We start from the raw sequence: 19,902 nt of genomic DNA on the forward strand, positions 1-19,902 counted from the left end.
TTTATATAATTAAGCGTCCATTTCACCTGCAATCAGGTTCAGACTACTCATTGTAACTACTGCATCAGAGATTAACTGACCTTTGATCATTTCAGGGAATGCCTGATAGTAAATAAAGCAAGGTCTACGGAAGTGTAAACGGTATGGAGCTCTAGAGCCATCGCTTACAAGGTAAAAACCTAACTCTCCGTTACCGCCTTCAATTGAATGATATACTTCACCTTTAGGGATCTCAGTTTCACCCATTACAATTTTAAAGTGGTAAATCAATGCTTCCATTTGAGAATACACATCTTCTTTTGGAGGAAGATAGAAGTCAGGAACTTCAGCATGGAATACACCTTTAGGTAGAGCTTTGATCTTTTCCATCGCTTGACGGATGATGCTTAAGCTTTCCCACATTTCTTTATTACGAACCATGAAACGGTCGTATGTATCTCCGTTAATTCCGATTGGAATATTAAAATCAAAATCCTGGTAAGAACTGTAAGGTGATGTAACACGAACATCGTAATCAACACCGGCTGCTCTCAGGTTAGGACCTGTGAAGCCATAGTTTAATGCACGCTCAGCAGTGATACCACCTGTGCCGATTGTTCTGTCCATGAAAATTCTATTTCTGTTAAATAGGTTTTCAAACTCAGTTAATACAGCTGGATATTCCGCTAAGAATTTATCGATTTTACGCATTGCGATGTCATTGAAATCTCTTTCAAAACCGCCGATTCTACCCATATTGGTAGTTAAACGCGCACCACAAATTTCTTCATAGATCTCATAGATCTGTTCACGTGCTTGCATGATGTATAAGAAACCTGTGAAGGCTCCAGTATCTACACCAAGAATAGAGTTACAGATTAAGTGATCTGAAATACGAGACAGTTCCATAATTACCACACGCATGTATTCAACACGCTTAGGTAATTCAATGCCTGCAAGTTTTTCTACTGTCATGTGCCATCCCATGTTATTCAATGGAGATGAACAGTAGTTCATACGATCGGTAAGTGTTGTGATTTGGTAGAATGCTCTACGCTCAGCAATTTTCTCAAATGCTCTATGTATATATCCTACGGTTGGTACGGCATCCATGATGCGTTCACCATCCATCTTTAAGATATTCTGAAATACGCCGTGTGTTGCAGGGTGGGTAGGACCAAGATTTAACGTAGTTAAATGGTCTGTATCCATGTGGTCGATTTCTTGCTTGTTTCCGTTTGTAGTGATCATGTGTATATCAATTATCTACCAAAGAAAGAATCATCTTTATCGTGACGCGTTGGATCTTCCAATGCATATTCTTTTCTCATCGGGTGATATCCCAGATCGTCTACATTTAAAATGCGGATCAGGTTAGGATGTCCCGTGAATATAATTCCAAAGAAATCGTATGTTTCTCTTTCCATCCAGTTTGCTGACTGAAACAATGTAGTTGCAGAATCAATTACCGGATCAGCTTTAGGGAAGAATGCTTTTACGCGGATACGAACATTTTCAGGAAGATTGTGAAGGTGATAAACAACACCAAGCAAATCTGCTCCCTGATTGTAATGTACACCTGTTAGGTCAGTTAAAAATGTGAATCCTAAAGAAGGTTCGTTGTATAGAAAGTTCAACACATTCATGTTGTATGTTCTTTCTACAGTAATGGTAAGCATACCATAAGACTCTTCCGTTGCTTCGATCTTGTCGCCAAAACGATTTTGCAAAGAGTCTATGATGTGTTGATTTGTTAAGGTTCCCATAAACGCGTTCGAATTATTCTCCAATCTCGTATTTAGCAAGCAATGCTTTGTATTCAGGTGATTCACGTCTGCGAAGAGATTCTGTTGCAGCTAAATCCTGTACACGCATTAAGCCTTGAATGATTTGTTCAGGACGTGGCGGGCAACCCGGAACGTATACATCAACAGGTATAATTCTATCAATACCTTGAAGTACGCTGTATGTATCAAATATACCACCACTTGATGCGCATGCACCAACAGCAATTACCCATTTAGGCTCTGCCATTTGTTCGTATACGTGACGTAGTACAGGTCCCATTTTTTTTGCGATCGTACCCATAACCATCAACACGTCTGCTTGACGTGGAGAGAAGCTTGGACGCTCAGCACCGAAACGTGCAATGTCATATGTTGAAGCCATGGTAGCCATGAATTCAATTCCACAACAAGAAGTTGCGAATGGTAATGGCCACAAAGAGTTTTTTCTTGCTAAACCAACTACTGAATCTAAAGATGTAGCAAAAAAACCTGGACCTTCAAGTCCGTCTGGCTTTTCTTCTATTTTTATATCACTCATATCGAATGCGGTATTTAGAGGCTTATGATTCTTTTCTTAAGATACGCTTATTCCCAATCTAACGCTTTTTTCTTTATAACGTAAACGAAGCCGATCAGTAGAGAAGACATGAATAATAACATTTTTATAAATCCTTCCCATTTGTTTGCTGCTTCAGCAAAGTGATTGAAGTTTACAGCCCATGGATAGAAGAAAATAACTTCAACATCAAATAGTACAAACAAAGTTGCAACTAAAAAATATTTGATAGAGAATTGAACACGTGCATTTCCAACTGGATCTAAACCGGATTCAAATGCATCTAACTTGTGTTTTGATTTTACTTTTGGACCTAAAATCCAGCTTGATAAAATTGTAATGGCTACAAAACCTAATGCAACCAAGAATTGAAGAATAATGGGAAGATATTCGTAGTATGTATCGCTCATAAGAAGTTGGCCTTATTCTATACTTCTGTTAATTCTTTCAAAAATATGCAAAAACAGTCAAAAAAAAAGGTTTTCACTTTATTTATAATAGTTCTAAACACCGTTTTTTTCAACACCTAATTTATAATAATTATAATATGGGAATTATACTTAAGTGCTTCTCCAGACTTTTTTCTATTGTATATTTCGTTCAGATTAATCTATAAAATTGTATATTTGTATATAAATATTCTTAATAGGGTGTAACATAACATCCTATTGAATTTCAAATGATATTATTCTACATTTTCATTACCCTTTTTCTTGTTGCATTAAACGGTTTTTTCGTTGCGGCTGAATTTGCAATCGTTAAAGTACGTTCTTCCCAATTAGAGCTTAAAGCAGCAGCTGGAAATTCCAGAGCACAGGTTTCTCTTGTGATTTTGAAAAGTCTTGATGCGTACCTTTCTGCTACTCAGTTTGGTATTACGTTAGCTAGTCTCGGGCTTGGTTGGGCTGGTGAGCGGGTTGTAATGCCATTGGTAATGAGCTTTTTTTCATTTTATTCGATTAGCATTCCCGAAATATACATCCATGAAATTTCTTTTGGTATCTCATTTACCCTGATCACAATTATGCATATTGTGTTTGGTGAATTAGCGCCCAAATCCATTGCTATTCAGCGTGCAGAAAGCGTTACATTGGGTATCGCATATCCGTTGCGTGTATTCTATATTGTATTCAGACCTTTTATATATGTATTAAATGGCTTTGCTACAATTATTCTGAAAATAAGTGGTTTTTCACAAGTAGGTGAGAAGGAATTGTATTCTGCTGCCGAATTGGAATTATTAATTGATCAGGGAAAAAACACGGGTGCATTAAATCCCAGTGAACATCAGCTGATTAAAAATGTATTCGGCTTTATTGATGTTACGGTTCGACAGATCATGACGCCGCGCACAAGTATCAATGCCGTTGATATTGATCTGCCTCTGGAATATATCTTAAATAAGATTGTTAATGAAGGATATTCCAGGCTTCCTGTATATAAAGACAATATTGATAACATCATTGGGGTATTGTATACAAAAGATTTGCTCAAGATCATGAATAAGGGGACTGCCATAAATCTTGAGGCGGCAATGCGTCCTGCATATTTTGTTCCTGAAACCAAAAAGATAAATGAATTATTGAAAAATCTTCAGGCAAAACATTTGCATATGGCCATTATTGTAGATGAATTCGGCGGCGTTTCAGGTATTGCAACAATTGAAGATATTATTGAAGAGCTTGTTGGTGAGATCCAGGATGAACATGATGACGAGGCTCCGGTTGTTGAACAACTTTCAGCAAACGAATATATTGTCAATGCACAGGCAAGTATTCAGGATGTAAATGAATTGCTTCCTGTTGCTTTGCCGGAAGGGGCAGAATACGATACCGTTGCTGGTTTATTGATTACAACATTTTCCCGCATTCCGGATATAAGTGAAAAAATAACTTTTGAAGGGTATCAATGTACCATTCTAAAAAAGACCAAACAAAGCATTTTACTGGTTAGATTGTATAGACTAGAAGATTCTGAACAATAAATACCGTTTAAATGCTTAATTATTACTTTATGAGATAGTTGTTAACTATCTCTTTTTTATTTACTTGTAAAATATTGTACTTTTTCATTAAAAAATAGTACTGTTATTATTGTTATAGTTAAACTTCTTTTTATTATATTCGTAATAACAAAGGGCAAGTATTTAAAACAGAAGAATCAATGGTAAAGAATTTTGTTGCAATCGGAATACTATTAAGTGTATTTTTAACATCAAGTTCATTTATTTCTGAGAATCCTACGATTAATAAAAAAGGTACTTTTACTTATTTTATTAATGGAAAGCCATTTGTTATTGAAGGCCTTACAGGAAGCTACAGAAAAATCACTGGTGGGGAATCCCAACTGTCATTTAGCAATGATCGTTTTATAAAATTCACTTTTATGAATCCGATTCAGGAATCTAAAATTGATTTAACTCAACAAAGCAGAGCAGCATTTATTCGTTATGAAGATCCTTCAACAAGTATAGTTGGTAAGCCGGATGCGGGTTATGTATTGCTTCAGAAAATTGATGAAAACAACAAAGTTGTTTCAGGAACTTTTGAAATGAGTGTGCGCGTTGTTATGAATGATGGCACAATTAAAAATATTAAAATATCAGAAGGTAGATTAAATGAAATTCCTATTGTATATAAACAATAAAATATTTTTAAAAAGTTAACCGTATAAAAAGTCTTTTCGTGCATCACGGAAAGACTTTTTAATTTACAGGATTGTAAGCTATTCTTAATTATAAGTTGTTCTTATTTCTTTTGCTGTTATTGTTTCCGTTCTTTCATAGCCCCCTTCAATATATTCTTCTTTAAATAATACAGTTGAATCATTTTCTAAGGTTGCAGTCAAGCTATAAGTACCTTCTCCAGGATTTTTAAAAACAATCTTTGTATCTGTTTTATCTAATAGGTTGACTATTTCATATGTCCCATTTCCATGTGTCAATACAACCTTATTAACGGTCTTTCCTGATGAATTTATTATTTTCACACGAACATAATCAGTAGAATATATTTCAGATTTGGCAATAAAGTATCCACCTAAAGAACCGAATATGATACCAATACAAATTCCTGCTAACAGTTTATTCATAGTATATTTTTAATCAAAATGTGTTCGGAATTTAGTAATGTATAGTACGAACGATTAATTGTCACATGCCGCCACCAGCAGAAAATAATAAATCAATTGGCGTGTCAACATCATACAGCCATTGATATCCTTTTGATTCTTTTTTACAAAATGGTTCAAGTAAGGTATGCATCTTTTTATAGCTTTCTAAGGTTAAATCACAATAAAAATGCTTGCCAACTACTTCTTCAATGCCTATATCTTCTAATGATAAACGCAGTGTTAACGAGCAATTTATCGGTTCTATAAATTCTAAATCATGAACTTCTAATGCCGTTTTTTTTCTAATGACAACATCATAAAGTATATCTTTAAATGCTTTTGCTTGTCTGGAATCAAAATCTGAGAGCCGAACAGCGTGTTCATCAAATTCATTTATTTTGTATAAGAATTCTAATTTCATGAAAGTGAAAAGGGGAGCACTATAATAAAAAATTACTGGAATGGAATTAATTTCCATTCCAGTCGTATATGATTACCAATATTTTTCAGCAATTAAATAGTTTTTAACATAGTCTTCAATACCTTCTTCAAGTGTATGGAATTTTTCTGTGTAGCCAATACTTTTAAGTTTATTCATATTGGCTTCAGTGAAATATTGATACTTATCTCTAATGTCAATCGGTGTATCAATGAAAGAAATGTCTTCAGATACATTCATATTTTTAAATGTATTTTTAACCAGATCTAAGAACGTACGGGCTTGGCCGCTACCTAAGTTGTAAATGCCGCTATTCTTTCTGTGGTGCATCAAAAATATGATCACATTACATAAGTCTTTGACATATACAAAGTCGCGCATTTGCCCGCCATCCGTGTAGTTTGGGTTATGCGAACGGAACAACTTCATTTTACCTGAAGTTTTAATTTGATTGTATGCATGAAAAATAACAGAAGCCATTCTTCCTTTATGGAATTCATTTGGGCCATATACATTGAAGAATTTTAAACCTGCCCAGAAAAACGGTTGCTTTTCCTGTTGTAATGCCCAGATATCAAAATCATTTTTAGAATCACCATATGGATTCAACGGTTTTAATTTCGGTATGATTTCTTCGTTGTCATCATATCCAAACTCACCATTACCGTATGTTGCAGCAGAGGATGCGTAGATCAATGGGATTTGATAAGCAATGCATGCATTCCATATTTTTTTAGAATACTCAACATTTAACTTGTCAAAAATAGCTTTGTCAAATTCAGTCGTATCTGTACGTGCACCAATGTGGAAAATAAATTCAACGTGTTTGTTATTTTTATCTAACCATTCAAAGAAATGGTCTCTGTCAACGTATTCCTGTATTTTTTTATTCTCGAGATTTTTCTTTTTTTCTGGATTATCAAAATGATCGACAGCAATAATAAAATTGAAGTTTAATTCATTTAATCGTTGGATCAAGCAGCTTCCAACAAATCCTGCAGCACCGGTAACAACCATCATAAGACTTAGCGATTTTATTCAAATATTTGGTTTAAATTTACTAATAATTTCCGAATCTATGAGATATTCCAAGTACTTGTTTTTGTCGTTGCTGATTTTCTGTTTTGCCTGCAATTCGACTGTAGTTGAAACACATGAAATAAAAACGAGAATCGTTAAAGATGACTTAGGAAGGAATGTTTCTGTGCCGGTTAATCCAAATCGAATACTTAGTTTAACTCCTTCAATAACAGAGTTGGTATATACCTTTGTTGATACAACAAAAATAGTGGGACGTTCTATTTGGTGCGATTATCCTGAATCTGTTAAAAAGAAACCAGCAGTGAACAGTTATCCGCTGGATATAGAAGCTATTGTTCGTTTAAAGCCTGATTTGATTTTAGTGAAAAAAGGAATGATTTCCGTTCAGGATATTAATAAACTGGAGCAGCTGCATCAAACCGTTTTTGTGCAGGAGTATGATCTATTGAAAAAGATTGAATCAAGTTTACGCACCATGGTTGATATTACAAAGGGCGATTCTGTTAAGATGGAAACATGGTTCTCTCAATTACATATAGATACTCTTAATACAATTAAGAAGAAAAAGTATTTGGCGGTTGTTTCAGCAGCCCCTATTTATGTATTTGGGAATTTGACTTTTGTGTCTGAACTGTGTGAATCACTTGGTGGTGAAAATATTATTCATGATGTCCAGAACGCTTATCCAACTGTTGATGTCGAATATATTTTACTGGCGAATCCGGAGTTGTATATATTCAGTTCCGAAGAACAAAAAAAACTCTTTTTTGAATCCTATCCGATACTTAAAAAGACATTGGGATATAAGAACGATCAATTATTTGTAATTGATGATTCGGTATTAAGCAGGCCTGGTGTACGATTACCCGTGTTGAAGGATTCTCTCGAGTCAATTATGCGTAAATGAAAAAGTTATATATATACATAGCTGCTAGTTTATTGTTGATCCTGTTGATTGCTATAGGAACAACTCAGAATATTACTCAAATACATCTCTTGCCGGATGCATTAATTCAATATAATTCAGATGCTATGGATCAGCTTGTTTGGGTTGAGATCCGTTTACCACGCTTGCTTCTTGCATTTATTACTGGCGCAGCCTTGGGCTTGTCTGGTTATTTGATGCAGGTGTTGGTGCGTAATCCGCTTGCAGACCCATATGTACTGGGTAGTTCTTCAGGTGCGTCCTTATTTGCAGCATTGTTTTTTGTATGGTTGGCACCGAATCATTCAAGTCTTGGATTGTTATTGACATTGACTTTTTGCGGTGCATTGGGTACAAATATTGTCTCTTTGTTACTTGCAACTGTTAAAGGTAAAATAGTGCCTTACCGAATGATCTTAGTTGGTATTGCAATTTCGAGTTTAGCAATTTCATTACTTTCTTTATTGCTCTATGTTGCCGGAGAAGATCAATCATGGAAAAATATCATCTTCTGGACGTTCGGCTCGTTTCAAACAGCTTCATGGAGTAAGGTTGTATATATGGCATGTATTGTAATTCCAATTGCAGTGTTGACCTTTCTGATGTTTAATCCATTTCAAATAATGGAGCTAGGAGAAGAAAATGCAAACAGGCTTGGAGTATTTGTGCAACGGTATAGAGTGATTGTATTGCTTTTATCTTCCATTTTAACAGCCGTTGCTGTAAGTATGGTTGGCCCTATTGGTTTTATTGGATTGGTTATGCCACATATAACGCGAATGTTATTTAATTTTCAATTATCGAAGTCATTTATACTTTGGTTGTGCTATTTGTCCGGCTTGTTTTTAATGCTTTGTGAAATGCTTTCAACGCAGCTTTTTCCACCACAAGGGGTGCCAGCAGGCATATTAATGTCGTTGGTTGGGGTACCTTTTTTCCTGTATTTATTATTAAAGACCGCAGATAATAATTATTAAACTTAACGGCTCAATGATTACATTTGTAACAACGAAATTAATACTGGTATGATCGTATACGTATCACGACAAGAGCATTTTAATGCTGCGCATAAATTATACAATCCGAATTGGTCGGAGGAGAAAAATGCTGAGATGTTTGGACCTTGTGCGAATGCAAATTGGCATGGACATAATTTTGATTTGATCGTAACCGTAAAAGGCGAACCAAGTCCGGATACAGGATTTGTGATAGATTTGAAAAAATTAAGTAAATTAATAAGAACAGAAATTACAGATAAGGTCGATCATAAAAATTTGAATCTGGATGTGGATTTTATGATTGGTAAAATGGCAAGTACTGAAATTTTGGCATATGAATTCTGGAAGATATTGGCACCTGAAATTGCTGAGCTTTCAAATGGTAGAGGTGTGTTGCATTGCATTAAATTGTATGAAACTCCTCGTAATTATGTAGAATATTTTGGTGAATAATTTGCCGGATAAGGTTAATAAAATAATATTTAAATTTTTAAATCGATAGAATGAAGTATTATTTAATATGTGGTGAACGTTCAGGTGATTTGCATGCTTCTAATTTAATTAAAGCATTAAAAGCAAATGATTCAGAACTTAAAATAAGAGGGATTGGGGGCGATCTTTCAAAAAATGCGGGAATGAAATTGTATGCACACTATAAAGACATTGCATTTATGGGATTTGTAGAGGTGTTTATGAATTTAATTACCATTGCTAAAGTCCTTCGTGAGACTAAAAAGGATATACTGACGTATAAACCGGACGCAATTATTCTTGTAGATTTTTCAGGATTCAATATGAAGATTGCTTCTTTCTGCAAAGAAAATAATATTAAAGTATTTTATTATATCTCTCCCAAAGTATGGGCGTGGAATACAAAACGTGCTTATAAAATAAAACGTTTGGTTGATCATATGTTTGTGATTCTTCCTTTTGAAAAAGAGTTTTACGAACAGTTTGAATACAAAGTAGATTATGTTGGTAATCCTCTTCGGGATGCTATTTCAAATTTTGTTCCGAACGGAAATTTTTTACAAAAGCATCAATTGAATTCAGAGAAAAAGTTGGTGGCAATACTGCCTGGAAGCAGATATCAGGAGGTAACGATGCTTCTGGATCGAATGGTAGAGGTAGCTTTTGACTTTCCCAATGTACAGTTTGTGATTGCAGCCGTTTCAAATCTGGATTCAAAAATATACGAACCATACAAAAGAAATAATGTTAAAATTGTTACAGATGAGACCTATGATTTATTGCTTCATTCGCGTGCAGCAGTAGTCGCTTCAGGTACAGCAACGCTTGAAACCTGTTTGTTTAATGTGCCGCAGGTAGTGTGTTATCGTTTGAATTCCATTTCGTATCATATTGCAAAATCATTACTCAGCGTTAAATATATATCATTGGTAAATTTAATTGTAGACAAGCCTGTTGTGAAAGAATTAATACAGGGTGAATGTACTATTAAAAACATACATGCAGAACTTGAACAGCTGATACCTGAGACGCAATACAGAAAAGATATGATTGCAGGATATCAGGAGGTTTCAGGAAGAATTGGAGAAACAGGCGTTTCGCATAAGACAGCAAAGTTGATTACAGCGTATATGTCAACGGAAGCTGAAGTAAGTATTTAATATCTGATAGTTATTTAATAAAAAATCCCTCAATTGATTTATTCAATTAAGGGATTTTTCATTTTTCGATACAATCAATTTCTGATTATCTGTTCTTGTTTTTTGCTTTCCAACATTGACGCATGTCTAAGGTGTTCGGATATGCTTTGTTCGTTTCAATATTTGTAATGTCAAAATTACGAATATTCGGATTGACTTCAACCATATAGCGACCAATGGGAGTATTTGTTATGTATGAACCTGCAGGAACGGGATCTTGTGTATGAGCAGTATCCCAGAATCTTGAAACCCTTCTTGACTCCGCTTCATAACTGTTAATAGGGAAGGTGTCATAGCTTCTTCCGCCCGGGTGAGCAACATGATAGGTGCAACCTCCAATGGATCGGCTGTTCCATGTATCAATCAAATCGAATGTGAGCGGAGTATCAATACCAATCGTTGGATGCAAAGCAGAAGGTGGCTGCCAGGCTCTATATCTGATCCCACATACAAACTCTCCTTTGACAGGTGTGGGCTTTAACGGTACTTTAAAACCATTACATGCTAAAATATATCTGGAGTCATTCATGTTAGTTAACTTAACCTGCAAACGTTCAAGAGATGAATCTACATAACGTGAAGTTCCTGAGCTCGACATCTCTTCGCCCAATACATGCCAAGGCTCTATACCCATACGGATTTGAATCTCTACATCTTTGATGTGCACGGTACCATAATGCGGGAATCTGAATTCGAAGAAAGGTGCCAGCCAACTCATTTGGAAAGGATAGCCTGCATTGTTTAATTCCTGAACGATATCTTTCATGTCCTGCTCAACAAAATGCGGCAGCATGAATTTGTCATGCAGCTCTGTACCCCAAGGCACAAGCTCTTTCTCGTAAGGGGTTTTCCAGAACCAGGCAATCAATGTGCGAATCAATAACATTTGCACCATACTCATTTCTTTATGAGGTGGCATATCAAATGCTCTGAATTCAAGAATACCTAATCGTCCGCTTGATGAATCCGGTGAATATAATTTATCAATGCACAATTCGGCTCTATGTGTATTGCCTGTTATATCCGTTAGTAAATGGCGGAACAAACGATCTACAAGCCAGAAAGGTACATCACCATGTTTGGGAATTTGAGCGAATGCAATTTCCATCTCATACAATTTCTCATCACGGCCTTCATCAAAGCGTGGTGCTTGACTTGTAGGGCCAATAAATGCGCCTGAGAATAGATATGATAAGCCCGGGTGGTGTTGCCAGAATGTTATAATGCTTCTTAGCAGATCCGGTCTGCGAAGAAGAGGACTATCAGCAGGTGTTGAACCGCCAATGGTGATGTGGTTACCGCCACCTGTTCCAGTATGTTTACCATCCTGCATAAATTTCTCTGTACCTAAACGAGATTTAAATGCTTCCTGATAAAGAACTTCTAAATTATAAGAAAGTTCTTTCCAATCTTTTGATGGATGAATGTTTACTTCAATCACACCAGGGTCTGGTGTCACAACTAACTTTTCTACTCGATTGTCCCGAGGTGGCTCGTATCCTTCAATACGAACTGGGATCTGTAATTTTTCAGCAGTCGCTTCAATAGAAGCTAGTAAATCTAAATAATGTTCAACGTATTTTAATGGAGGAAGAAATACATAGATAATTCCATTGCGTTCTTCAACAGACAATGCTGTCTTTATAAGAGGAATGTAGTATAAAGGCTGAGACTCTTCTAAAACTTTCTCAACTTTTTTATGTTTTGAACCTTTATTTTCGTCTTCAGTTTTTTCATACTTTCTTCTTACAAAAGTGTCTTCGTGTTCCGTGATGGAGCCATATCTGGAACGGATTGTTGAAGAGTAGTCGTTTTGGATCGTTGGCAAATTCTCAAACAAACTGCGTTCTACTTCAAACGGCATGTATTCTGCCGCAAGCTTAGATAGTGCATCAAGCGGCAATCGTAATCCAATGGGTGAGTTTCCTGGCGTAAGGAAAATCTGATCACGTTTCATTCTCCACTTGCATGTTTTCCATGCGGATTTTGTATAACTCCATTCAAGCGGCAATACAAATCCTGCTGGTTTGTCCAGCCCTTTATCTAAAAGCTGTGTAAGTGTTCTGCGTTCAATCGGATCTTTTAAATTGAATTTTAATGGATCTAAATTGACAGGTATTTTACCTTCTGTCCATAGGAAATAAAATGTATCTTCATACACTGGAGATGCATCGGATTCCGGAACTGCTAAGAAATTCGTAAGTTCCAGCATGAATGCTTCTGCATCAATATGCGTATATTTTTTAGTAGAACTTTCTAGCGCAAGTAAACTTGCATTCTTCCACATAGGCAATCCATCTTTTCTCCAGAAGAGGCCGTATTGCCAACGAGGTAAAGGTTCGCCCGGATACCACTTTCCTTGTCCGTAGTGTATCATACCACTAGGGCCGAAACATGCGCGCAAACGTAAAAGTAATTCGTGTGATAAGATTCGTTTCTCTACGCCGTCTGCATCTGTGTTCCATTGTGCGGACTCCATATCATCGATCGATACAAATGTAGGCTCACCACCCATAGTCATGCGGGCGTCGCCTTGCAATAATTCATCATCAACAAATAAGCCCAAACTATTTATTGCAGCCCACTGTTCCTCTGAATAAGGTTTTGTAACACGTGGATCTTCGTGGATACGTGTTACGGTATTTGAAAATGAAAATGTTGTTTCACAAATGCTGGTTGCACCCACAACGGGCGCAGCACTTACATAATCGGGTGTGCATGCCAATGGGATATGTCCTTCACCTGCAAATAAGCCGGATGTTGGATCCAATCCAATCCATCCTGCACCAGGAACATAGACTTCTGTCCACGCATGTAGATCTGTAAAATCTGCTACAGGTCCTGATGGGCCGTCCAGTGCTTCAACGTCGGCTTTTAATTGTACTAAGTAACCTGAAACAAAACGTGCTGCTAATCCTAACTTGCGAAGCACTTGTACAAGTAACCATGCAGAGTCTCTGCATGATCCTAATAATAATTGGAGTGTAGTATCTGGCGTTTGAACACCAGCTTCCATACGAATGGAGTAATTAATGTCGTTATAAACTTTTTGATTGATGTAAACTAAAAAGTCTACGATCTCAACAGATTCTCTGCTTACAGATTCCATCCACTTATCTAATAGCGGACCATCTTCTTTAACTTCAAGGTAGGGCGAAAGTTCTTTTATTAATTGACCTTGATAAGCAAAAGGGAATTTGCTCGAATATTCTTCAACAAAGAAATCAAAGGGATTTAAGACAACCATGTTGGCAATAACTTCCACTTCAACACTCAATTCTTTTGTCTGTTCGGGGAAAACAACTCGTGCTTGATAATTACCAAAGGGATCCTGTTGCCAATTGATGAAATGACTATCTGGACTTACCTTGAACGAATAGGCCTCAATGTGTGTACGCGAATGACTCGCAGGTCTTAGTCTGAACACATGTGGTGATAAGGTAACAAGCCTGTCGTAGGTGTAGGTCGTTTTGTGATTGATTGCTACTTTAATTGCCATATGATAAAAGGGTAAAGGAGGGTTGTTCGTAAATGTTCGTTTTACTTTTATAAAGAAAGCATTTTTAAGTTTCAATACAAGAATTTTATAATCTATTCTTTAATTATATTGAATTAAAGCAGGTGAATAGTGAAAAAGTACAAAATAGTGGTCAGTTGTCAGTGCACAGTAAACTGTAGTAGTGGGTGGAGGTTAACCTTTACTTGTTGAAAGGAAAAGATGTTCTAGAAAAAATAAATAGTATAAACGAAAAAGCAGAAGAATAAATCTTCTGCTTTTGTCTTATTCAGTACTGTCTACTGACAGCTGGCCACTAATTATGAATTCCCATTGCATCCAAACGTTGTGTTACCGGCGGATGCGAATAATGTAAAAAAACATAGGCCGGGTGTGGCGTAAGATTACTCAGATTTTTCTTGCTTAGATTTTTAAGTGCAACGCCTAAGTCTGCTGCACTAGATGTTTGTGCTGCAAAAGCATCTGCTTCGTATTCATTTTTTCTTGAAAGAAGATTTACAAGTATTCCCGTTACAGATGAAACAGGAGAGAAGAGTAAGCCGAATCCGATAAGATTTAATGCAATGCTGTTACCTGTTGCACCCAATGCAATAGATAAGTTTTCGTTTTTGATTAATAGAGATAATAAAAACAAATACACACCAATTTGAAATACAGAAAGTACCATCATCTGTATGATGTGTTTCTTTTTGAAGTGACCGGCTTCGTGCGCTAGTATTGCGATAAGTTCAGGTATGGAATGTTGGTCAACTAACGTATCAAACAAGACAATTTTTTTCTTTTTTCCAAAACCAGAGAAAAAAGCATTGGCTTTATTCGATCTTTTAGAACCATCCATGATATAGATATTATCAACGGGAAAGTTCTCTTTTCTACAATATGTTTGAATGGCATCCTTTAATTCTCCTTCACCTAATGGTGTTAGTTTGTTGAATAAAGGTAAAAGCAGACTTGTATAGAACATGTTCATGCAAACAATTAAAGCACTGATAATGATCCAGAAGATCCACCAGAAGGATGTGTCTAATTGTTGAATTAAAAATAACAGTAAGCTGATTACCAATCCGCCGATAATAATAGCCAATACATAACCTTTTAATTTATCTGTTATAAAAAGCTTGATCGTACTTTTATTGAATCCGAATTTTTCTTCAACAATAAATGTATTGTAGTATGAAAATGGAGTAGAGAGCAGATCGCTTGCAATAAATAAAATGCCGAAGAAGATTAGATTGGATGCGTAAAAGCTGATACTACTTAAGCTAGTGGATTGGTTTATATGGGCAGTTACAACATCGTATAAACCACCTAAATATCCTTGTGTAAGTAATACTAAATATAAGCCAAATTGAAAGAAGGATTCAATCTGTTCTATCTTTTCCTTTTCTTTTTGATACGCCTGCGACTTTTCATATTCAGCAGTTTCATATACACCTGCTACATTTGCCGGTAGTGGCGCATTTAAATTATTAATGTTTAAGTAATCTAAAATACGTTCTACAACAAAATCGAAAACAAGTATTCCAATGATCAGGTATTTTATAGTAATTGCATCCATAAGTATATGTATTAAAGTGTAAAACTAACACAATTCTATTAGAAAAGTATTAGTTGTATATTGAAACTAAATGACTCTTTAATTAGTTCTTACATCATGCCAACCTGCGGTTATATATGTCCTTCTTGCGGAGGCTCAGAAGTTATGGGAGATGGATCGCCATGTGTATGGTGTGGACCGCTAATTGCTATTCCGAAGGTGAAAACAGAGACACTTACAGATGAAGAATGGATGGATTCTGTACATTTTGGGAGTTGTTGTAGTGATCTGCCCGAAAATTCCTCAGAAGAAAGTGGAAAGATATCTGAATAGTATCCATTAGGTTACATTCCCAGATACTTAGTAAATGTTTTTGCGTATACCTTTTTTAAAATGCCCGGTGCATTAAATCGATAACCAACATCAAGCGTTAATGCACCGAATAAATTGCCTACTTTATAATCCCGGGTTTGAACCTGTATTTGATCTGCAGTAAATTTCAAGCCTGCATAAAACCGTTTTGAATGATAGCCTACTGCCATTTTTTCTTCAAAGAATGCCGTAATACTTGAGCTTTTATAAATAACGTTGTTGTTGTTGTCAATAAACTTATATCCTACAAAATCATAGGATAGAAAAAGCATCATGGAAAAATAAATACGTTTAGCGATAACAACATTTAAACCCATGCCAGGTCCAATAACAAAAGAAGTATAATTTAACTGTTGAATACCATCTGAAACAGACGAAGTGTTTGTTAAGTTGATTAAACTTGAATCTGATTTTAATTGGTTGGAACTGAAAGAAGATTTCAGAATAAAACCAAAACGTGTTTTGAGTTGGTGTTCAGAAAAGTTGAATGAAGAAAGGTAGGAGTATTTTTTCCAACTGAAATTATATAAACCGGAAAGCATGTATTGCTTTGTATTTACATCACCGCGTTTTAAATAGGAAGAAGAATTCGTAGATGAATTATAAATGAGTGAATCGCTGTTATAAAAGCCATTTGTTTTCCGGTAATCAAAGCGAATAGAAAATCGGGTTTTTTGTGTGCCGATTGCAAAAGCTTTGAAATATGTTTTTCCATAGGTACTCGATTTGTCGGCTTCTACAGGAGCTCTGAAGCCAATGGCAGCGTAAATACTTTTGTATGCTACAGTAAAACCAATAATACTTGCAAGGTTGGTTTTATATGTACTTTTTTTAATTGCAGAATCTTTTGGGGTAATTGTAAGAAAATTTATTGGAGCAGCAATAAATAAACCTACCGTTAAATAGTTTTTGTAACTTTTAACAAAGTTTGTGTCCGCTCTTAGTTTTACTTTTCTTGCTGAATATTCTACTTGTTCCTGTGCATGAACAAGTGTGATAAAAAAAATGAAAGAGGAAAAAAATAAAACAACCCGCATGGCAGTAGTTATTTTAGATCCAATTCTTTACAAGCGATTTCTGCTGCGCTTTGCTCAGCTTTTTTCTTACTAAAGCCTATACCTTCGCCTTTGCTTTCATCAGCGATGCGTACCTCTGCTTTAAAAACTTTTTGATGTCGGTGTCCACTTTCTTCCAGAATTACAAACTCCAGTTTCTTGTTTTCTTTTTGACACCACTCTAATAAAATACTTTTGAAATTTTTATTATTTTGAATGATGGTTTCGACATCGATCTGATTATTTACAATTTTTCGTATGACAAATTTCTTTGCATTTAAAAAACCTTTATCCAGATAGATTGCACCAACTAATGCTTCAACAACGTCTCCATAAAGTGATTTGTGACCTTGCTTACCTTTTCTTCCATTAAAAATAACAAGATCGGAGAGGCCTAGATCTTTACCAACCTGGTTTAGAACTTCTCTGTTTACCATTCGGCTCCTTATTTCAGTAAGAAAGCCTTCATCTTTGAATGGGAATCTTTTAAAAAGATATTCTGCAACAACAGCACCTAAAATTGAATCTCCGAGATATTCCAGTCGTTCATAGGATTCTTTTACACCTGATTCATTTTCATCAGCGGCAGATGTATGCACAATTGCCATTTGATAAAGATGCAGGTTTCCTGGCCACATACCAGTAACGTAGCGAATCTTTTGGGCGAGGATTTTATCCTCTTTTGATCTAAAGAGATTTCGGAGAAAGTTCAGTTGCTTAGTTAGCAATGACAAAGCGATCAGTCAATTTTACGGAATACAATGGAGCAGTTATGTCCACCAAAACCGAATGTATTGCACATCGCAATTTTAATTTCACGTTTTTCAGCTTTGTTTAACGTAAGTTTCAATCTTGAATCAAACGCTTCATCTCTGTTGTGATTATTAATTGTAGGAGGAACAATTTGGTTTTGAATTGCAAGTATCGTTGCAATGGATTCAATTGCACCGGCGGCACCTAATAAGTGACCGGTCATTGATTTTGTTGAACTGATATTTAGCTTATAAGCTTGTTCACCAAAAACAGCCTGAATAGCAGTTACTTCAGCGATATCACCTAAAGGAGTAGATGTACCGTGAACATTGATGTAGTCAACGTCTTCTTTAACGATTTCAGAATCGCTGATGGCGTTAAGCATTACATTTTTTGCACCTAAGCCTTCCGGATGCGGTGCAGTTAAATGATAAGCATCGGCTGACATACCGCCGCCGATAACTTCACAATAAATTTTTGCTCCACGAGCTTTTGCATGCTCATATTCTTCTAATACCAATGCACCGGCACCTTCACCCATTACAAAACCATCTCTGTCTTTATCAAATGGACGGGAAGCCGTTGCCGGATCATCGTTTCTTTCTGATAAAGCTCTACATGCATTGAAACCACCGATACCTGATTCTACAACTGCAGCTTCAGAACCACCGGCAATAATAATGTTTGCTTTGTTTAAACGGATGTAATTAAATGCGTCCAGGATTGCGTTGGAAGAAGACGCGCAAGCAGAAACAGTAGAAAAATTTGGCCCACGAAAACCATTTCTGATAGAAATGTAGCCAGCACTGATGTCAATAATCATTTTAGGGATAAAGAAAGGATTGAAACGAGGTGTTCCGTCTCCCAAGGCAAATGCCTTTACTTCATCTTCAAACGTTTTAAGGCCACCGATGCCGGCTCCCCAAATCACCCCGATTCTGTCATGATCAAGATCTGGTGTAATACCAGCGTCTTTGATTGCTTCATCGGCCACAACAACTGCATATTGCGTAAAAGGATCCATCTTACGAGCTTCCTTTTTTTCTATGAAGTCTTCAACATTAAAGTTTTTAACTTCACACGCAAACTTAGTTTTGTGTTTTTCCGGATTGAATTTTGTAATGAGCGCAGCGCCACTAACCCCCTTTATTAGAGAATCCCAATATTCAGGAACAGTATTTCCAATGGGTGTTAATGAACCCAACCCCGTTACAACAACTCTTTTTAAATTCATGATATGAATTTACCGGATTTAATGAATGATTTAGATGAAATTATTTAACGTGTTGCTCTAGGTAAGCAATAGCCTGACCAACAGTTGTGATGTTTTCAGCTTGTTCGTCTGGGATAGAAATGTTAAACTCTTTTTCAAATTCCATGATAAGTTCAACAGTATCTAGTGAATCAGCACCTAGATCATTAGTGAAACTTGCTTCAGTAGTAACTTCTGATTCTTCAACACCTAATTTCTCAACGATGATGCTTTTTACTTTTTGTGCGATTTCTGACATTTTTTTACATTTTTTAGTAAAACACGGGGCAAAGAAATGAATTTTATGCTAGTTTGTCAAACTATTTCCAGTATTCTTTTTTTATAGTTGATAACTTTGATTCCCAAATCGGCTATTTCATTGTAAATTTACGTGTTCTTACAATTTAAAATATTCAGGATAGTTATTAACACTACCACAAAGAATTAAATATTTAAGAAAATAGTCTGACAGAAATGAAAACAAACAAGCTGGTTGTTGACTTTGATTACAGTTTTAAAATGCTCGGTATTATATCGTCTGCAAAGGAATATAAGCTGGCCTGGAACATGAATCAATTGTTAAAAATTCATTTAATTAAAGCCGAAGATATAAATTTACAATTTCAAAATGATTGTAACATATTGGTTAGCACGTATCTGTATTTAACCGAGTATAGTCAGATACGACTTTTGAAAAATAAATCAATTGAATTTACTAATATTGCGAAACCTTACCTAATTCCGGAGTTAAAGGATTATGATTATTTTATTCATATTCTTGATGAAGGCTGTATCTTTGATGAGGAATGGATAAAAGAACAATTGCAGGATTGTGCCGCTATTCAATACATTAAAGTAATTGACGTAAGTGAATTAAAATCGAAAGATAATCTAATATTTATTTAAGTAT

21 protein-coding genes are annotated in these 19,902 nt (G+C 35.8%); 8 read left to right on the forward strand and 13 right to left on the reverse strand.

Annotated features, from left to right (window positions below; genetic code table 11):
* Positions 1 to 9 precede the first annotated feature (9 nt).
* The 4 genes from A3EE_RS0104055 to A3EE_RS0104070 are packed head-to-tail and all read right to left on the reverse strand — an operon-like array spanning position 10 to position 2,732.
* A complete protein-coding gene (locus A3EE_RS0104055; protein ID WP_018342159.1) occupies positions 10 to 1,230 on the reverse strand; it encodes an NADH-quinone oxidoreductase subunit D in 1,221 nt (406 codons plus the stop codon).
* Positions 1,231 to 1,241: 11 nt separating this feature from the next.
* A complete protein-coding gene (locus A3EE_RS0104060) occupies positions 1,242 to 1,745 on the reverse strand; it encodes an NADH-quinone oxidoreductase subunit C (RefSeq protein ID WP_018342160.1) in 504 nt (167 codons plus the stop codon).
* Positions 1,746 to 1,758: 13 nt separating this feature from the next.
* Entirely contained in the window at positions 1,759 to 2,304 is a 546-nt protein-coding gene (locus A3EE_RS0104065; RefSeq protein WP_018342161.1) for an NADH-quinone oxidoreductase subunit B, read from the reverse strand.
* A gap of 47 nt (positions 2,305 to 2,351) precedes the next feature.
* On the reverse strand, positions 2,352 to 2,732 hold the full coding sequence (locus A3EE_RS0104070; RefSeq protein ID WP_018342162.1) for an NADH-quinone oxidoreductase subunit A: 381 nt from the start codon (positions 2,730 to 2,732) through the stop codon (positions 2,352 to 2,354).
* Positions 2,733 to 3,001: 269 nt separating this feature from the next.
* Here A3EE_RS0104070 and A3EE_RS0104075 point away from each other — a divergent pair, with 269 nt between their 5' ends.
* Both A3EE_RS0104075 and A3EE_RS0104080 read left to right on the forward strand, forming a co-directional pair.
* On the forward strand, positions 3,002 to 4,306 hold the full coding sequence (locus tag A3EE_RS0104075; protein WP_018342163.1) for a hemolysin family protein: 1,305 nt from the start codon (positions 3,002 to 3,004) through the stop codon (positions 4,304 to 4,306).
* Positions 4,307 to 4,485: 179 nt separating this feature from the next.
* Positions 4,486 to 4,968 carry a hypothetical protein gene (locus A3EE_RS0104080; RefSeq protein WP_018342164.1) on the forward strand — a complete coding sequence of 161 codons (483 nt, stop codon included), beginning with the start codon at positions 4,486 to 4,488 and terminating at the stop codon, positions 4,966 to 4,968.
* An 84-nt stretch (positions 4,969 to 5,052) separates the two neighbouring features.
* On the opposite strand, the gene A3EE_RS0104085 is transcribed toward A3EE_RS0104080, so the two are convergent.
* From A3EE_RS0104085 to rfaD, 3 genes are all read right to left on the reverse strand, one after another.
* Positions 5,053 to 5,412: a hypothetical protein gene (locus A3EE_RS0104085; protein WP_018342165.1), complete on the reverse strand. Its 360-nt coding sequence runs from the start codon at positions 5,410 to 5,412 to the stop codon at positions 5,053 to 5,055.
* 61 nt (positions 5,413 to 5,473) lie between these two features.
* The gene (locus tag A3EE_RS0104090) at positions 5,474 to 5,854 is read right to left on the reverse strand and encodes a hypothetical protein (protein ID WP_018342166.1); all 381 of its coding nucleotides are present in this window, start codon (positions 5,852 to 5,854) and stop codon (positions 5,474 to 5,476) included.
* 72 nt (positions 5,855 to 5,926) lie between these two features.
* On the reverse strand, positions 5,927 to 6,892 hold the full coding sequence (gene rfaD / locus A3EE_RS0104095) for an ADP-glyceromanno-heptose 6-epimerase (RefSeq protein ID WP_026209584.1): 966 nt from the start codon (positions 6,890 to 6,892) through the stop codon (positions 5,927 to 5,929).
* A gap of 58 nt (positions 6,893 to 6,950) precedes the next feature.
* Between rfaD and A3EE_RS0104100 the strand changes: the two genes are divergently transcribed.
* Genes A3EE_RS0104100 through lpxB form a run of 4 tightly spaced genes read left to right on the forward strand, consistent with a single transcriptional unit; the run spans position 6,951 to position 10,467 of the window.
* On the forward strand, positions 6,951 to 7,820 hold the full coding sequence (locus A3EE_RS0104100) for an ABC transporter substrate-binding protein (RefSeq protein ID WP_018342168.1): 870 nt from the start codon (positions 6,951 to 6,953) through the stop codon (positions 7,818 to 7,820).
* Complete coding sequence (locus tag A3EE_RS0104105; RefSeq protein WP_018342169.1) at positions 7,817 to 8,815, forward strand: FecCD family ABC transporter permease; 999 nt, start codon at positions 7,817 to 7,819, stop codon at positions 8,813 to 8,815. Before A3EE_RS0104100 ends, A3EE_RS0104105 begins: the two co-directional genes overlap by 4 nt.
* Before the next feature lie 51 nt (positions 8,816 to 8,866).
* Positions 8,867 to 9,289: a 6-pyruvoyl trahydropterin synthase family protein gene (locus A3EE_RS0104110; protein ID WP_026209585.1), complete on the forward strand. Its 423-nt coding sequence runs from the start codon at positions 8,867 to 8,869 to the stop codon at positions 9,287 to 9,289.
* A 50-nt stretch (positions 9,290 to 9,339) separates the two neighbouring features.
* The gene (gene lpxB / locus A3EE_RS0104115; RefSeq protein ID WP_018342171.1) at positions 9,340 to 10,467 is read left to right on the forward strand and encodes a lipid-A-disaccharide synthase; all 1,128 of its coding nucleotides are present in this window, start codon (positions 9,340 to 9,342) and stop codon (positions 10,465 to 10,467) included.
* Positions 10,468 to 10,552: 85 nt separating this feature from the next.
* Here the strand turns inward: lpxB and A3EE_RS0104120 are convergent, their stop codons facing one another.
* On the reverse strand, positions 10,553 to 14,005 hold the full coding sequence (locus A3EE_RS0104120; RefSeq protein ID WP_018342172.1) for a transglutaminase family protein: 3,453 nt from the start codon (positions 14,003 to 14,005) through the stop codon (positions 10,553 to 10,555).
* Positions 14,006 to 14,318: 313 nt separating this feature from the next.
* The gene (locus tag A3EE_RS0104125) at positions 14,319 to 15,581 is read right to left on the reverse strand and encodes a M48 family metallopeptidase (protein WP_018342173.1); all 1,263 of its coding nucleotides are present in this window, start codon (positions 15,579 to 15,581) and stop codon (positions 14,319 to 14,321) included.
* Between the two features lie 96 nt (positions 15,582 to 15,677).
* Between A3EE_RS0104125 and A3EE_RS0104130 the strand changes: the two genes are divergently transcribed.
* Positions 15,678 to 15,893, forward strand: coding sequence for a hypothetical protein (locus A3EE_RS0104130; RefSeq protein WP_018342174.1), 216 nt, complete (start codon positions 15,678 to 15,680; stop codon positions 15,891 to 15,893).
* A gap of 11 nt (positions 15,894 to 15,904) precedes the next feature.
* On the opposite strand, the gene A3EE_RS0104135 is transcribed toward A3EE_RS0104130, so the two are convergent.
* Genes A3EE_RS0104135 through A3EE_RS0104150 form a run of 4 tightly spaced genes read right to left on the reverse strand, consistent with a single transcriptional unit; the run spans position 15,905 to position 19,251 of the window.
* Complete coding sequence (locus A3EE_RS0104135; RefSeq protein WP_018342175.1) at positions 15,905 to 16,969, reverse strand: DUF4421 family protein; 1,065 nt, start codon at positions 16,967 to 16,969, stop codon at positions 15,905 to 15,907.
* 8 nt (positions 16,970 to 16,977) lie between these two features.
* Positions 16,978 to 17,715 carry a ribonuclease III gene (rnc, locus tag A3EE_RS0104140; protein ID WP_018342176.1) on the reverse strand — a complete coding sequence of 246 codons (738 nt, stop codon included), beginning with the start codon at positions 17,713 to 17,715 and terminating at the stop codon, positions 16,978 to 16,980.
* A gap of 11 nt (positions 17,716 to 17,726) precedes the next feature.
* Positions 17,727 to 18,974 (reverse strand): beta-ketoacyl-ACP synthase II, encoded by a 1,248-nt coding sequence (gene fabF / locus A3EE_RS0104145; RefSeq protein ID WP_018342177.1) that lies wholly within the window; start codon positions 18,972 to 18,974, stop codon positions 17,727 to 17,729.
* 40 nt (positions 18,975 to 19,014) lie between these two features.
* Positions 19,015 to 19,251 carry an acyl carrier protein gene (locus tag A3EE_RS0104150; RefSeq protein ID WP_011584784.1) on the reverse strand — a complete coding sequence of 79 codons (237 nt, stop codon included), beginning with the start codon at positions 19,249 to 19,251 and terminating at the stop codon, positions 19,015 to 19,017.
* Positions 19,252 to 19,466: 215 nt separating this feature from the next.
* Here A3EE_RS0104150 and A3EE_RS0104155 point away from each other — a divergent pair, with 215 nt between their 5' ends.
* Positions 19,467 to 19,898 carry an IPExxxVDY family protein gene (locus A3EE_RS0104155; protein WP_018342178.1) on the forward strand — a complete coding sequence of 144 codons (432 nt, stop codon included), beginning with the start codon at positions 19,467 to 19,469 and terminating at the stop codon, positions 19,896 to 19,898.
* Positions 19,899 to 19,902 lie beyond the last annotated feature (4 nt).

The sequence above is a fragment of the Cytophaga aurantiaca DSM 3654 genome (genome assembly GCF_000379725.1).
Lineage (GTDB): Bacteria > Bacteroidota > Bacteroidia > Cytophagales > Cytophagaceae > Cytophaga > Cytophaga aurantiaca.

Coding starts and splice junctions, on each gene's coding strand:
- A3EE_RS0104100 (WP_018342168.1), top strand. CDS start 6,951: ATGAGATATTCCAAGTACTTGTTTTTGTCGTTGCTGATTTTCTGTTTT.
- A3EE_RS0104135 (WP_018342175.1), bottom strand. CDS start 16,969: ATGCGGGTTGTTTTATTTTTTTCCTCTTTCATTTTTTTTATCACACTT.
- A3EE_RS0104085 (WP_018342165.1), bottom strand. CDS start 5,412: ATGAATAAACTGTTAGCAGGAATTTGTATTGGTATCATATTCGGTTCT.
- A3EE_RS0104055 (WP_018342159.1), bottom strand. CDS start 1,230: ATGATCACTACAAACGGAAACAAGCAAGAAATCGACCACATGGATACA.
- rfaD (WP_026209584.1), bottom strand. CDS start 6,892: ATGATGGTTGTTACCGGTGCTGCAGGATTTGTTGGAAGCTGCTTGATC.
- A3EE_RS0104070 (WP_018342162.1), bottom strand. CDS start 2,732: ATGAGCGATACATACTACGAATATCTTCCCATTATTCTTCAATTCTTG.
- A3EE_RS0104155 (WP_018342178.1), top strand. CDS start 19,467: ATGAAAACAAACAAGCTGGTTGTTGACTTTGATTACAGTTTTAAAATG.
- A3EE_RS0104075 (WP_018342163.1), top strand. CDS start 3,002: ATGATATTATTCTACATTTTCATTACCCTTTTTCTTGTTGCATTAAAC.
- lpxB (WP_018342171.1), top strand. CDS start 9,340: ATGAAGTATTATTTAATATGTGGTGAACGTTCAGGTGATTTGCATGCT.
- fabF (WP_018342177.1), bottom strand. CDS start 18,974: ATGAATTTAAAAAGAGTTGTTGTAACGGGGTTGGGTTCATTAACACCC.
- A3EE_RS0104080 (WP_018342164.1), top strand. CDS start 4,486: ATGGTAAAGAATTTTGTTGCAATCGGAATACTATTAAGTGTATTTTTA.
- A3EE_RS0104060 (WP_018342160.1), bottom strand. CDS start 1,745: ATGGGAACCTTAACAAATCAACACATCATAGACTCTTTGCAAAATCGT.
- A3EE_RS0104125 (WP_018342173.1), bottom strand. CDS start 15,581: ATGGATGCAATTACTATAAAATACCTGATCATTGGAATACTTGTTTTC.
- A3EE_RS0104065 (WP_018342161.1), bottom strand. CDS start 2,304: ATGAGTGATATAAAAATAGAAGAAAAGCCAGACGGACTTGAAGGTCCA.
- A3EE_RS0104120 (WP_018342172.1), bottom strand. CDS start 14,005: ATGGCAATTAAAGTAGCAATCAATCACAAAACGACCTACACCTACGAC.
- A3EE_RS0104130 (WP_018342174.1), top strand. CDS start 15,678: ATGCCAACCTGCGGTTATATATGTCCTTCTTGCGGAGGCTCAGAAGTT.
- A3EE_RS0104090 (WP_018342166.1), bottom strand. CDS start 5,854: ATGAAATTAGAATTCTTATACAAAATAAATGAATTTGATGAACACGCT.
- A3EE_RS0104150 (WP_011584784.1), bottom strand. CDS start 19,251: ATGTCAGAAATCGCACAAAAAGTAAAAAGCATCATCGTTGAGAAATTA.
- A3EE_RS0104105 (WP_018342169.1), top strand. CDS start 7,817: ATGAAAAAGTTATATATATACATAGCTGCTAGTTTATTGTTGATCCTG.